Raw genomic sequence first — 14490 nt, 5'->3', positions numbered from 1 at the left:
TTACACTAAATTAAAAGCAGCTTACCCGTTTTTTATACTATAATTACAAACGAAGCCTTAACTGTAAATGTTGATAAAGTATAGGTTAAGCAATTCATCACACTTATACTTTATCGCCATGAAAAAACTCTACACCATACTTTTTTTCTTAGCTTTTATACTTGTTTCCACAAGTGTGCAGGCGCAGGAAAACAGGACAAATCTTAAACTGGGTGCCAAGGCTGGCTTGAATCTGTTTTTCCTGAGCAGCGATAATTTTGTTCAGGAGTCTGATGCCGCTTTGGGCTCTGAGTTTGGCGTTTTTGCCCGGATCGGGGATAACATATTCGTGCAACCTGAGCTAAACTTTGTAAGCCATACCCAAAACCTGATAACAGAGGAACAACCAACAGCCGGTGAGCGCGATAAATTGGTGGTTCGCTACCTGAGGGTTCCGGTTTTCCTGGGCTATCGTACAGACTATGATGGGTTCATAGCTTCGAATATCCGGTTTATGTTGGGGCCTTCTTTTGCGTATGCGGTAAGTGTAAAAGATAATAACCTGGATATAGCACGTAAAAACGTGAAAAATGCGCAGTTTGCCTTAAACGGTGGTGTAGGCTTTGAGCTATGGATGGTTAATCTTGATTTGCTATACCATCACGGCTTTACCAACTTTTTTAACAGGAGTGACTCCGATAGCAAAGGTAGAGCTGTGTCGCTTAATGTAGGTGTCGGATTTTAAAGTACAGCGGTATCTGCTTTTCGTTCCCACTCTCTTCTCAGCAGGCTGTATACTTCCAGGTCGTGAAACTGCCCGTTTGCCAGTAATTCGCCGTCGCGTTCCATGCCCTCAAAGGTAAAATGTAGTTTTTTGGGGATGCTGCTGCTGCGCTTGTTAGAAACGCCTACTTTTATCTGCACCCGGTTCATCTGCATTTTCTCGAATGCATACCTAAGCAATGTAGCGCAACTTCGTGTAATAATGCCATTATGCTGCTTATTTTCTGCAAGCCAGTAGCCAATTTCCAGTTTCAGGTTGGCTAGGTCTATACTTTTAAAACCGATAACCCCCACGTGCTGCCCCTGGTACAGCACCGCGAAAACCAGGTCCGTTGTATTGGCTTCTGCCGTTACTGATTTGATAAAGGCCTCCGTGTCTGAAACAGCTTTGCTATAGTCCACAAAAGGAAGCCATTTGCGCAGGAATTCCCTGTTCGTGTCAATCAGGCTGAAAATTGCAGGTGCGTCGTTTATGGATACTTCGCGGAGCTTTAGGTCTTCTGAAACAGGTATCTCAATGGCCAGGGCTTTAGTTTTCATAGTATCAGCAAGTTGCAAAGTATAAATGCAAGGTAAACAAAGTTTTACGCAAAGGCCCTAATCAAGGTATGCTAGTTTATCTGCTTCCTGAAACCACCTTTGCTTCCCGGCTTTTTACCACTGCCTTTACTCTTGTTTCCAAATGTAGCCGACTTTCTTCCGCTAACCGGCTTTGGTGCTTTTTCTGCTATACCTTTTAGCTGAGTTATTTCTTCTGGCATAAGTTCGCGGTACTCGCCGGGTTGCAGACTGCCTAGTGTAAGCGGACCAATAGCCGGCCTTATCAGGCGAAGCGTTGGGTAGCCAACAGCAGCTGTCATGCGGCGTACCTGGCGGTTCATGCCTTGCGAGATTTTTATCTCAACCCAGGAAGTAGGTATGTTTTTCCGGAAGCGGATAGGGGTAGAGCGTTCCCAGATTTCGGGCTCATCGTCTAGTAGCTGTACTTTGGCCGGGGATGTTTTCGTGCCTTTTACCAATACACCCAATCGTAGTTTTGTAAGTGCATCATCTGATGGTATACCCTCTACCTGCACCCAATAGGTTTTCTCCACTTTAAACTGCGGGTCGGAGAGGCGGTGCTGCAGGGTTTTGTCGTCGGTTAACAGTACCATGCCTTCGCTGTCGTAGTCTAAGCGGCCAACGGGGTAAATGTTAGGTACCGGCACATAATCTTTAAGCGTTGCTCTGCCGGCTTCGTCTGTAAACTGAGTTAATACCTCGTAAGGTTTGTTGATGATATAATACTTCAATGGATAATTTTTTTTGGACTGTGTTTTATAAAGGTTGCTCTTGCAAACCCCAGTTGCTTTTTAGCGCTTCATACTCCGGTAATAGCAAAGATACCATAAGAGAATCTTCGTTAACACTATTTACAATGTAATGTCCCCGAACTGTGCCTTCTTCTTTAAAGCCGTAGCGTTTTAGTAATTTGTACGAGGGTATGTTATAATCAGCAAGTAATGCCTCTATGCGGTAAAGGTTCATCTGCTCAAAGCCATACGCCAGTATTGGTCCGAGCGCTTCTGTCATAAGGCCTTTGGCTTTATCTTTATCATGAAAAAGATGATACCCTAGTTCTGCCCTGCGGTGCTTCGGTATCCAGGTGTGGTAGCCGCATCTGCCAAGCACTTTTCCGGACTGCTTATCGAGGAGATGAAAATTATGGAAGGAAACAAACCAGGTAGATATCCCTTTCTTGAAATTCTCTTTTTCTTCAGCCAGTTCTTTTTCAGACTGTATTCCCAGGAACTCGGTTATCTCTGCATCGGAACAGGATGCAAAAAGTTGCTGGCATACTTTGGGAGTATACTCCCGCAAGTAAAGCCGGTCCGTTTCGAAAATGGCAGGAGTGGGGATGATGTCAGTAGTAATCATAGTTTTAGAGGTTGTGTAGCTGGATTATTTAATTGCTGAATGGTTAATTGTTGACTGGGCTGCTCATACTTTGTTGCTTCGTTGTTGGCAAGTCGCAACGAATTGCGTCTCTACATTCTGCCAATTGCTCTTACCAGATGCCTGTTCTTACAGGGCCTTTCAAACCTGTGAGCATCTTAAGTAAAGCAATTTAGCAATTTAACCGACAACAATTAAATCAGTAACTACCGTTATACTTTCTGATAAACCACTCTACACATACAAAGCCCAACAGCAGGAAAAAAAGCCATTTCATGTCTACAAGGTCTTTTAGTTCTTCGTTACTATAGATTTTAGCTTTATGATCAGCGTTAAGTATATCTTTCTCCAGTTGCTGCAGTGAGGTTGGGTAGTATAGCTTAGAGCCGGTGTTGCTGGCCAACTGGTAAAGCAGGTTATGGTCGGCTACAGAGTTCAGGGCTTCCAGTTGCAGTTCTTCTACTACAAACTTGCCTTTGTCCTGCTGCATTTGTCCGTTAATTCTGGCAGAGGCAGTATAAGTGTAACGGCCCCCGGCTAAGTTGCCGATGTTTACGCCGGCCTGGTTTTCGCCGTTGGCAAAGTTAAATCTCCTGGTTTCACCATCATCGTTTTTTATGTTTAGCGTAATGTTCTGGCCATAGATCGGTTCCAGCGCCTGGTTGTAGGCTTCGGCGTTAAAACGAACATCGTCGGAGCTGGTATACTCTGTCTGAACCGGATATACATTCAGGCGCTTTTTATTGCGCGGTGCACTTAATAACTGAATCAGGTTTGTGATGAGCTTGTCGTATACTTCGGGCTGCTCGTTATTGGCGTTCTCCATAATGCGCCATTGCCAGATACCAGATGCCAGTAAAGTGGCATTGCGCTTGTCGCCGGAGGTTTGCACGGCCAGCATGGGTTTGTTGGTTTTTACACGCCCCACCTGCTGGTAAAGCACTACCTCGGTATTAGGGTTAACGCGCACATCTCCAAAAGGAACTCGGGCAGGTGGATACTGTAATAAACGCTCAGTGGCAGCCTCTGGTAATTTAAAGGTGGTAAAGTTAGCGTTGGCAACGGGTGTTACTTCGTCGGTTTGCCCGTTACTGCTGATGTTCAGGCCCACGTTCAGGCGGTTATAGTCGTTCAGGTCGCTTTGCGGACCAAGTATGTACAGGGCTGGCAAACCTTTCTGGCGTACTAAATTTAGCGCAGCCTCGCCACCAGAAACGCGCCCTGGCAGCTGGTGGAGCACTGCCACATCGTAATCTTGTTGCTTTAGTTGGGTAAGGCCCGGTATGTACAGTTCGGTTTCGTAGTTCTCGTTCGACTCAATGGCAGCGCGTATGGCTTTGATATCAGGATGCGGGGCAGCTGCGGCAACCAGTATCTTTATCTTGCCTTTTACTACATCAATGTAAGCGTGCTTGGTGTTGTTAAGTGTGGTAAACTCACCCTGAATTGGCCGTACTTCTATCTCGTAATGGCGCTTGCCTAAACCAGCTGCCAGCACTTGGAAAGGCACCTGCTGCACCGGCTGGTTCGCCTGCAGCGTTACAGTTTTGTTAGCAATGGCTTTACCGTTCTCTTTAAGTATAACGTTTGCCTGTCTGCCTCCGAAGCCTTCCTGCTGCAATTCTACCTCCAGCGGAAAACGGTTACCACTGTAATTTACCTTGTTGTAGCGCAGCGAGGCTATCAGCACATCTTTTTTAGGAATGGTATCTCCTACGGCTACAGGGTATAACGTATAGCCAAAGTTGCTGTAAGTAGGCGACATGCCCTGGTTTACGATGCCATCAGATAGCAGCACCACACCCGCCAGGTTCTGCTCGGTATACTCTTCCTGCACCTGGCTGAGTAAGTTACTCAGGTTGGTAGTTTCTGAAGTATAATTCAAGTCACTTATACTTTGTTGCGGCTCGCTGGCAAGCGTTCTGATCTCTGTTTTGTAGCCTGCATCCTGCAGTCTGGCAAGTATACTTTGCAAACCCTGCTCTGCCTGTTGCAACTGCGTTGAGTCTGAGAAAAGCTGTACCGACTCGGAGTTATCCAGCGCAAAAACAATGGTAGGCTCTTGAGTAGTATTGGATATATAACGCACCAGCGGGCCGAGAAGCAGGAAACAGATAAAGCTCACCACCACAAAACGCAACGCTGCCAGGGCATAGTTTATACTTTTAGGCCAGGGCGCGCGCTTGCTGTACAGCAGCCAGGCATAAAGCAAGCCCACAGCCAGGCAGGCAAGTATAAGCCAGGGAGAATAAGTAGTTATAAGTCTGAAACTGGTCAAAGTATAATTTATAGTGTTGAATTATGAGTGATTGTACGGCTGATTCTGAAAAGCCACCCGTCCGAACTTGACTTTTGTATCGACAACATCAACGCATTTGCCATTACCGGCAATGATTACTTCGTTTTCTGTAAAGCTTATGCTTGCCTCTTCTGTTCCGAAGCGGTTACCTAACCATCTTAAAAAACTGCTTGTTGGCTCTAGTACTGTCTGATTTTGATGTTTACTTTTAATGCGCATGCCATTCTTTTGCAACAGACCTACTGCCCAGTTAGCCACATAGGCCGTATCATCAACCTCCGTAATTGTAAACGTATGTGTGCGACCATTTAATGCACCAATGATCCCATTTATCAGCGGTAAGATAAAAAGTATAAGTCCGGAGGACTTTAAATAGTCCGTTAACGGCTCCCCCTGGTTCAGAAACAAATAGAAAATTGCACCCATCAGCAGCATCACAAAAAGTATCAGAAGCCAGAATTTCAGGAATATGGTGAACTTAGGGCTGTGCGCGATAGTGTGGGTTTTCATTGTTAACTTTTAGCAGGGTAGTATATAGATCAATAAAGACTAAATATAAAACAAAAAGGCCAATGCTGCTAACGTATACGCTGCAACATTGGCCTTTTGAGTTACGAAGTATAAATTCAATTCATACTTTCTGATTACTAGGTTAGCATTCCGCCGTCTACCTGTAGGGTCTGGCCGGTAATGTAAGCCGACTCATCAGACGCCAGGAATACTGCTGCCTTGGCTACGTCTTCAGGACTGCCGCCACGCTTCAACGGAATTGCCTTTCTCCACTCGTCCACTACTTTCTGGTCAAGCTCGCCAGTCATTTCGGTTTCGATAAAGCCAGGGGCAATAGCGTTGCAACGGATATTTCGTGAGCCAAGCTCCAGCGCCACAGATTTTGTGAAGCCGATGATACCAGCCTTAGAAGCTGCATAGTTCGCCTGGCCTGCGTTGCCTTTGATACCTACAACAGAAGTAATGTTGATAACAGAACCAATTTTAGCACGCATCATGTGCTTGGTGGCCGCCTTGGTCACGTTGAACACAGATTTCAGGTTGGTATTTATCACAGCATCCCACTGCTCTTCGTTCATGCGCATCAGCAGGCCGTCGCGGGTAATGCCGGCATTGTTCACAACGATGTCGATCTTGCCGAACTCTTTTACCACATCCTCTACCAGCTGCTCTGCCTGAGCTGTGTTAGAGGCATCAGAACGGTAGCCTTTTGCTACGCCACCGTTAGCTGATAGCTCCTGCTCCAGGGCCTGGCCTTTTTCTACGCTAGACAGGTAGGTGAATGCTACCTTGGCACCAGCCTCTACAAATTTCTCTGCAATGGCGCGTCCTATTCCTTTTGATGCTCCCGTTACCAGGGCTACTTTTCCTTCTAATGCTTTCATGGGGGCCAAAGTTATAAAAAGAAATGTTTTTTGCGAAGGTACTTTAAAATCTATCTGAAAGCGGGGCTCAGAAGTATGGTTAATAGTCACTTACCAGATGCATATTGAAGCTGTAATATAATTCGAACAACCGGTATGAGTTGCCGGAATGCTATATTGACTTTTGCTAAATGTATTGTAACATATTTATAATCTGCTTATTGTGTTGTTGTAGATTTTTATTTCTATCGGTTTAAGCCTATTTTCGTGACGATTTTTCAACCAAAGGTATTTTTTTAGTCATGTACAAACGTAGTAAAGGACTTGCCACCCTGCTCGCTTTGGCCCTGCTCTTCTGTATTATTGCAGCGCGGCTTCTAACCCCAAGCTCAGATGAAGTATTAGCTCGTCAGAATGAGTTAAAGCCTAACATTAACCTGGTAAAAGCGGAGAAAGCCCCAGCCCCTGTAGTTTATGGTATACCTACCGATACGATGGGTACAGTAGAAGATGAAGTAAAGCGCGGTGAGAACCTTTCTGAGATACTGACCAAGTATAACATCTCCCCGACACAGGTTCACGCCCTGGCACAAAAGGCAAAAAAAATATACAACGTTCGCCGCATCGCAGCTAAAAGCAGTTACACTATACTTCACTCACTGGATTCTGCCCAGACTGCACACTACTTTATTTATGAGCCCAACCCGATTGAGTATGTGATCTACGACCTGAGAGGCGAAACTGCGGTAACCCATATCAAACGCGACATTGAAGTAATAGAACGTACTCTTGCCGGTGAAATAAAAAGCTCTTTGTTTGAATCGATGGTAGAGGCTGGTGGTACGGCACAACTGGTAAATAAATTTGCCGATATCTATGGCTGGCGCCTTAACCTGAACCACCTGCAGCCCGGCGATAAATTTAAGCTGATATATGATGAGAAAGTAGTAAACGGCACTACCATTGGCTATGGGGAATTAAAGTCTGCCGTATTTGAGCATAACGGGCAGGAAGTATACGCCATCGGGTTCGACCAAGGCAATGGCATGGGGTATTACGACGAAAAAGGCCAGAGCCTTAAAAGAGCATTCCTGAAAGAGCCGCTGGAGTATAGCCGCGTAAGCTCACGTTTTTCTAAGCGCCGTTTCCACCCGGTGCAGAAGCGTTACAAAGCACACCTGGGTACTGATTTTGCTGCGCCACGCGGCACACCTATACGCACCGTTGGCGACGGAAAAGTATTAGAGGCCCGTTATACAAGAGGAAACGGATACTATGTTAAAATTAAGCACAACAAAACCTACACTACGCAATACCTGCACATGTCTAAGTTTGCAAAAGGCATTCGCGCCGGCGCACGTGTAAAGCAAGGCCAGACAATAGGCTATGTTGGCAGCACCGGTTTAGCAACTGGCCCGCACCTTTGCTACCGCTTCTGGAAAAATGGCCGCCAGGTGGATGCACTCCGTGTAAAACTGCCTACTGCAGATCCTATCCGGAAAAAAAACATGGAAACGTTTACAGCTTTAAAAGAGGAAACTATGCGCAGGATGGAAGCGATTGACATGACCAATACAAAACCTGCTTTACTGGCTTCTGAAAAAGGTAAGGAGCCAACGGATGCATAAAGTATAAATTAAGTTTATACTTTGGGAAGGGCGCTGCATAAGCGCCTTTTCTGGTTTTATACTTTCATGGCATTTGAGCTCCTGCTATCCTAGCAGCTGCCAGGTCCAACCACCCCTAACCCCTCCTTATCCAAGGCGGGGAATTTTACTTACTGCCTCAACAGTCTTCACCATAGTTCAAGCCATCCCATTTTGTCATCTTGGAAAGATCTTGGTAGAAGGGAGGTTAAGCAAAAGCTACAGCGCTTATACTTAAACAAGAGTAATAGCATAATTCCCCGCCTTAGACAAGGAGGGGTTAGGGCTGGTTGGATACAGTGCGACAAAAAAAAGACGCAAAATATTGCGTCTCTACATTTTATAACTCTTTAACTACTAGACTCTATTGGCAGTACTTCTTCAAATAAGGCTCCGCTTCTTTCAGGCCCAGCGATTTTGCTTTAGTCCAGTCGGAGCAGGCACCTGTTTTATCGCCGAGGTTATACTTTGGGGCACCACGGTTGTAGAAAGCCTCTTCATACTTTGGGCTTAGCTCAATAGCTTTAGAGTAATCGGCAATGGCGCCGCTGTAGTCTTTAAGCCCGTAGCGTACCAGGCCGCGGTTATTGTATGCTTTGGCATCTTTCGGGTTTAATTCTATGCCCTTGTTATAGTCCAGCAAGGCGCTGCGGTAGTCTTTTAAATTATACTTGGCGAGGCCACGGCTTAAATAGGCTTCAGTATACTTTGGGTCGGCAGCAATAGCCTTTGTAAAATCATCAATCGCATCACGGTACTCATGTAGCCTGTCTTTGGCTACGCCGCGGTTGGTAAGGGTAGGGGCATGCTTGGGTTCCTGTTTCAGTACCTCGTTGTAGTATTTAATAGCCTCCGTGTACTTACCAGCCTTAAATTTATCATTTCCGCTTATAAAGTATTCCTTAGCCGACTTCTGGGCCAGCGCAGAAAAAGAGAGAAGAATTAAAAGTATAAAAGGTAAAGTTCTCGTCATGCAACAGGGGTAATAGTTTACTTCAAAATGTAAAGAACAGCACTACAGCACAATCTTAAAAGCTATTTCTGCATTTTGTGACTTTTTCGCCTCATCGTACAATTCATTTCTTCGCATCGTGCAATTGGCAAGTATGGCTGTAGCTGTTTTGCTAAGTTGGGATTATCCGTTAATTTTGTCCATCAACTTTAACTAAGAGATTATGGCATCAAAATACGATTTAGTAGTGCTTGGTAGTGGCCCAGGCGGATATGTGGCGGCTATTCGTGCGTCGCAGCTGGGTATGAAAGTAGGTGTTATCGAGCGTGAGTCGCTTGGTGGTATCTGCCTTAACTGGGGCTGTATCCCAACAAAAGCATTGCTGAAGAGCGCAAACGTATTCGAATACATCAACCATGCATCTGACTACGGTATCAACATCGGAGAGGCTTCTGTAGACTTCAGCGCAGTAGTTAAGCGTAGCCGCGGTGTGGCAGACGGCATGAGCAAAGGCATCCAGTTCCTGTTCCGCAAAAACAAGATCGATGCGATTATGGGCACTGGTAAAATAGTAGCCAAAGGTAAAATAGAAGTAACAGACGCAGACGGTAAAAAAGATACAGTAGAGGCCACTAACATCATTATTGCAACAGGTGCCCGCTCACGTGAGCTTCCTAACCTGCCAATCGATGGTAAAAAGATCATTGGTTACCGCCAGGCTATGGCATTGGATAAGAAGCCAGAAAGCATGATCGTAGTAGGCTCTGGTGCTATCGGTGTGGAGTTTGCCTACTTCTACAACGCTATGGGTACTAAGGTAACGATTGTAGAGTACCTGCCAAATATTGTTCCTGTTGAGGACGAAGAAGTATCCCGTCAGTTAGCCAAGTCTTTCAAAAAGGCCGGCATCGACATTATGACAGACGCTTCTGTGGAGTCTGTGGACACAAGCGGCGACATCTGCAAAGCAAAAGTAAAAACTGCCAAAGGCGAAGTTACACTTGAAGCCGAGATCGTACTTTCTGCAGTTGGAATCCAGACAAACCTGGAGAACATCGGTCTTGAGGAACTTGGCATTAAAGTAGAGAAAGGCCGTTTAGTAGTAGATGAGTTCTACAAAACAAACGTTGACGGCATTTATGCGATCGGTGACATTGTTCCTGGTCCGGCGCTGGCACACGTTGCTTCTGCTGAAGGTATTATCTGCGTAGAGAAAATGGCAGGCCACAACCCGGAGCCGTTAAACTACGGCAACATACCTGGCTGTACATACTGCTCTCCTGAAATTGCCTCTGTTGGTTTAACCGAGAAAGCTGCACGTGAGCAAGGCCTTGAGATCAAAGTTGGTAAGTTCCCGTTCTCTGCATCTGGTAAGGCAAGTGCTGCCGGAGCAAAAGATGGTTTTGTTAAGGTAATCTTTGATGCGAAGTATGGCGAGTTCTTGGGCGCGCACATGATCGGTGCCAACGTAACGGAGATGATCGCAGAAGTAGTAGTTGCCCGTAAACTGGAGACTACCGGCCACGAGATCATCAAGTCTGTGCACCCGCACCCAACCATGAGCGAGGCTATCATGGAGGCAGCAGCAGCGGCTTACGATGAGGTGATCCACTTGTAACTAAAAATATTCAACTGTTTAAAGCGGCGGAAAGGAAACTTTTCGCCGCTTTTTTTTGCCCGTTAATGGTTATTCGATGTCCTTTCTCTTTTGTTTCTAAGTAATATAACATCGGTTGTGCGCAAGTGATCTATTTTGTTAGGAGAGGCTGTAATTGCTAATAGTTATGAAACCTTAGAGTATAAACTTGCAAATGTGTAGAGGGTAAAATTTGTTTATAGTGGTTGTAGTTGCTATAAATGTGTAATCAAGATAATTAATATTATGTTTATTGGCGTTATTGTTATAGTTGCGTTTTTGGATAGATATTGCTTTGTATAGTGTGAGTAGTTTAATTTCTTGCATCACCTGAGATTGGGTTGATGCAACATCTTTATTACCCTTTCCTGCGTAAGTTTAGCATTGTGCAAATATTTATCTCACCTTAAACATACTATTTCATGCGTAAAACTTTTACCCCCTGGGTACGGCAATTACTATTGTTAGTACTCTTCATTCCGTCCATTGCCTTTGCCCAATCTGCGGAAGAGTCGGCAAGGCAATATATAAGTACTCATCGGGACTCGTACAAGCTTACTGAAGCTGACATTTCCAATCTAATTGTAAGAGACAAATACCTTTCCTCCAAAAGCGGTATCACCCATGTTTATTTTGCGCAGGGTTACAAAGGTATAGAGGTGTTCAACGGCATCATTAACGTGAACGTAGGGCGCGATGGCAAAGTGATCAGTATGGGAAGCAGGGCAGTTTCTAACTTAGGTGCTGCTATCAAAAGCTCCACCGCTTCTCTTACAGCTGTTCAGGCAGTACAGGCGGCGGCAAGTTCTCTGAGTCTAACAGTTACACAGCCGCTTTCAGTAATTAAAACGGTAAGTACAGGCCCATCGCAGGAAGTGGTACTCAGTAAAGGAGGTATCTCGCTTGAGACTATTCCTGCCAGATTGGTGTACCAACCATTAGAGAATGGGGATGTGCGCCTGGCTTGGGATGTGGCGATTTACCAGCTGGATGCGCAACATTGGTGGAACATGCGTGTAGATGCTGCGAGTGGTGCTATCCTGAGCAAAAATGACTGGGTAGCGCAGTGCCAGTTCGATTCTCCTGACCACGACCATGCGGCTCACGTTTCTCAGGAATCAGTTGCAACAGTCAACCCTTCGTCTGCTGAGACAACTGCTACATCCACTATTTCTGCGTCTCTTACTACAGTTAGCCCGAAGTACAGGGTGTTTAATATGCCTCATGAAAGTCCGAGCCATGGTGGCAGAACATTAGTAGATGCAGCTACAGTAATAAACAAAGCAGCCTCACCATTTGGCTGGCACGATGTAAATGGCATTGAAGGACATGACTTTAACATTGCAAGAGGAAACAACGTGCATGCTTACTGGGATGGCAATAACCTGAATAGTGCTGCGCCTACGCTTACACCTGCGGATGGCGGTCTGGACGATGCCAGAGGCACAAACCACACGTTCGATTTTCCTGCCGACCTGAATGGCGATCCGCTCCTTTACAGAGATGCGGCTATCACAAACCTGTTTTACTGGAGCAACCTGATTCACGAAACTTTCTACCAGTATGGTTTTGACGAGGTAAGTGGCAATTTTCAGCAGAACAATTACGGCAAAGGCGGTTTAGGTGCCGATCAGGTATTTGCGGAAGCACAGGACGGCAGCGGTGCCAATAATGCTAACTTTGCTACACCACCAGATGGCCGAAATCCAAGAATGCAGATGTTCCTTTGGACAGGTAATCCCAGAAGAGACGGCGATTTCGATAACGGTGTAATTGTGCACGAATATGGCCACGGCATCTCCAACAGGTTAACTGGTGGGCCATCCTCAACAAGCTGCCTTAGCAATCAGGAGCAGATGGGAGAAGGCTGGAGCGATTGGTTTGGCCTGATGATGACGATGAAGCCTGGTGATTTTGGTGCGCAGCGCAGAGGTATTGGCACGTATGTGCTGTATCAGCCTACTGATGGGAAAGGTATCAGACCAGCACCATACAGCACCGACTTTGGCGTAAATAACTACACTTACAAAGACATTAAAGGTCTGGCGGCTCCTCATGGTGTAGGCTTTGTGTGGTCTACCATGCTTTGGGAAGTAACATGGGCTTTAGTAGATAAGTACGGATTTGATGCTGATATCTACAATGGCAAAGGAGGTAATAACAAAGCGCTGGAGCTTGTAACGCTTGCACTTAAGCTGCAGCCATGCAGCCCGGGCTTTATTGATGGCAGAGATGCTATCCTGAAGGCTGACTCCGTGTTATATGGTGGTGCAAACTATGAACTTATCTACAGAGCCTTTGCTAAAAGAGGACTAGGCTTTAGTGCTGATCAGGGTTCCAGTTCAAGCAAAACAGACGGAGTAGAAGCCTATGATATGCCAACTGTAGGCATGCTGGTATCTGTAGACAACGCGTCTATTGGCAACGGTGGTACCTTAACCTATACCCTTACAGCCATTAACCGTAGCGTAGCCCCTATTACAAACGTAGTTATCACCAATTCGCTTCCAGAGAATACAACTTTTGTATCTGCTAGTGATGGTGGTACACTTGCAGGAGGCGTAGTAACGTTCCCGGCTGTGAATTTAGGTGTGGGAGAGCAGGCGGTGAGAACACTTAAGGTAAAAGTGAACAGCCCGGTTGTAACGAAAACACTGGTGCTGGACGATATAGAGAATGATTCTACGAACTTGATTGCATGGAAGCGTGCAGGAGCCGGAACAAACGTCTGGGGTATTGATACAACCAACACATTCAGCGGAGTAAAGGCCTGGTTTGTAAGAGACGAAGGCGTATTAACTGATCAGTATCTCATAAAATCATTCGCGCTGAATGCAACAACAAACAATCACCTGAGCTTCTGGCATGAGTATGATACTGAGGTAAATTACGATGGTGGTGTGGTAGAGCTTTCGCTGGATGGGGGCGTGAATTACACAGACCTGGGACCTTTGATGGTGAAGAACGGCTACAACAGCGGTATTGCCGGCCCTATTCTGGGAGCTGTGCCTGCTGGTCCGCTTCCTGGCAGAAGGGCTTTCTCCGGACAAAGCGGTGATTTCATCAATACTATTATTGATCTATCGCAGTATAGCGGCCAAACAGTTACTATTCGTTGGAGAATGGGTACTGATGTTGAAGTAGGAGGTATCGGCTGGTGGCTTGACGATGTGGCTACACTTGATGTGGTAAGCATTAAGAACGAAGCACATGTTACAACAGGCGAAGGCTATTCAGCATCTGCGGACCTGGGTAAGTTAGGTACGATTGTATTTGAGGGTAACCTACCTGAACCAATCAAGCTTGCTAAGTTTGAAGCAACAGGCAAAACAAAGCATATTGCCCTGGAGTGGATCACAAGTGCAGAAAGTAATAATGCCGGATTTGAGCTACAACGCAGAGAGGCGAATACATCTTTCGCTAAAATTGCCTGGATAGACAGTAAAGCCGAAAGCCGCTCAAACATTAAGTACAAGTACAATGATAATGCGGTAGTGGCAGGTACTACTTATTTCTACAGATTACGTCAGGTAGATATCTATGGCAATGAGCGTTTCTCTTACGAGGTTAGCGCATCTACTTCCAAGGAGTTTGCAGTTACTACTACCTCTGCCTTGCAGGCCGAAGATGGTAGGAAGTTTACAGTGTATCCTAACCCGGCACAGTCTACTGTTACCATCGCCTACGACCTGGAAGAAGCAGAGCCGGTACTGGTAACGATTTACAATGTGCAGGGGCAGAAAGTATATACTGAGCAGGTAAATGCAAAGGCACAGCGTGGCCACATTAATGTAAATCTGAACGGCTTCAGCAGCGGTATGTACATTATCAAAGCGAAGACAGGTACTTCCACTTCAACACATAAGATCATCGTGAATAAGTAAGTG

The 14490-nt window shown here is 45.8% G+C and carries 11 protein-coding genes; 4 read left to right on the top strand and 7 right to left on the bottom strand.

Annotated elements, in window-relative coordinates; genetic code table 11:
- Positions 1–118: 118 nt before the first annotated feature.
- Positions 119–724, top strand: coding sequence for an outer membrane beta-barrel protein (locus tag K0O23_RS11100; RefSeq protein WP_219877495.1), 606 nt, complete (start codon positions 119–121; stop codon positions 722–724).
- Here the strand turns inward: K0O23_RS11100 and K0O23_RS11095 are convergent.
- From K0O23_RS11095 to fabG, 6 genes are all read right to left on the bottom strand, one after another.
- Entirely contained in the window at positions 721–1302 is a 582-nt protein-coding gene (locus tag K0O23_RS11095; RefSeq protein ID WP_219877494.1) for a GNAT family N-acetyltransferase, read from the bottom strand. The two genes, K0O23_RS11100 and K0O23_RS11095, sit on opposite strands and share 4 nt — an antisense overlap.
- A 71-nt stretch (positions 1303–1373) precedes the next feature.
- Positions 1374–2054, bottom strand: a complete 681-nt coding sequence (locus K0O23_RS11090; protein ID WP_219877493.1) for a pseudouridine synthase — start codon at positions 2052–2054, stop codon at positions 1374–1376.
- A 25-nt stretch (positions 2055–2079) separates the two neighbouring features.
- Positions 2080–2679, bottom strand: a complete 600-nt coding sequence (locus tag K0O23_RS11085) for a GNAT family N-acetyltransferase (protein WP_219877492.1) — start codon at positions 2677–2679, stop codon at positions 2080–2082.
- A 217-nt stretch (positions 2680–2896) separates the two neighbouring features.
- The gene (locus K0O23_RS11080; protein ID WP_219877491.1) at positions 2897–4975 is read right to left on the bottom strand and encodes a vWA domain-containing protein; all 2079 of its coding nucleotides are present in this window, start codon (positions 4973–4975) and stop codon (positions 2897–2899) included.
- A gap of 21 nt (positions 4976–4996) precedes the next feature.
- Positions 4997–5506 carry a hypothetical protein gene (locus K0O23_RS11075; protein WP_219877490.1) on the bottom strand — a complete coding sequence of 170 codons (510 nt, stop codon included), beginning with the start codon at positions 5504–5506 and terminating at the stop codon, positions 4997–4999.
- Positions 5507–5643: 137 nt separating this feature from the next.
- Positions 5644–6390 (bottom strand): 3-oxoacyl-[acyl-carrier-protein] reductase, encoded by a 747-nt coding sequence (fabG, locus tag K0O23_RS11070; RefSeq protein WP_219877489.1) that lies wholly within the window; start codon positions 6388–6390, stop codon positions 5644–5646.
- Between the two features lie 281 nt (positions 6391–6671).
- Here fabG and K0O23_RS11065 point away from each other — a divergent pair, with 281 nt between their 5' ends.
- Positions 6672–7997, top strand: coding sequence for a peptidoglycan DD-metalloendopeptidase family protein (locus K0O23_RS11065; RefSeq protein ID WP_219877488.1), 1326 nt, complete (start codon positions 6672–6674; stop codon positions 7995–7997).
- 382 nt (positions 7998–8379) lie between these two features.
- On the opposite strand, the gene K0O23_RS11060 is transcribed toward K0O23_RS11065, so the two are convergent.
- Positions 8380–8988 (bottom strand): tetratricopeptide repeat protein, encoded by a 609-nt coding sequence (locus K0O23_RS11060; RefSeq protein WP_219877487.1) that lies wholly within the window; start codon positions 8986–8988, stop codon positions 8380–8382.
- A gap of 202 nt (positions 8989–9190) precedes the next feature.
- Between K0O23_RS11060 and lpdA the strand changes: the two genes are divergently transcribed.
- Positions 9191–10585: a dihydrolipoyl dehydrogenase gene (lpdA, locus tag K0O23_RS11055; RefSeq protein WP_219877486.1), complete on the top strand. Its 1395-nt coding sequence runs from the start codon at positions 9191–9193 to the stop codon at positions 10583–10585.
- A 440-nt stretch (positions 10586–11025) separates the two neighbouring features.
- Positions 11026–14487 (top strand): M36 family metallopeptidase, encoded by a 3462-nt coding sequence (locus K0O23_RS11050; protein WP_219877485.1) that lies wholly within the window; start codon positions 11026–11028, stop codon positions 14485–14487.
- Positions 14488–14490 lie beyond the last annotated feature (3 nt).

The organism is Pontibacter aydingkolensis, assembly GCF_019443125.1.
GTDB lineage: Bacteria > Bacteroidota > Bacteroidia > Cytophagales > Hymenobacteraceae > Pontibacter > Pontibacter aydingkolensis.
The sequence above is the reverse complement of the archived record's forward strand: the minus strand, read 5'-3'. Positions and strand labels throughout refer to the sequence as shown.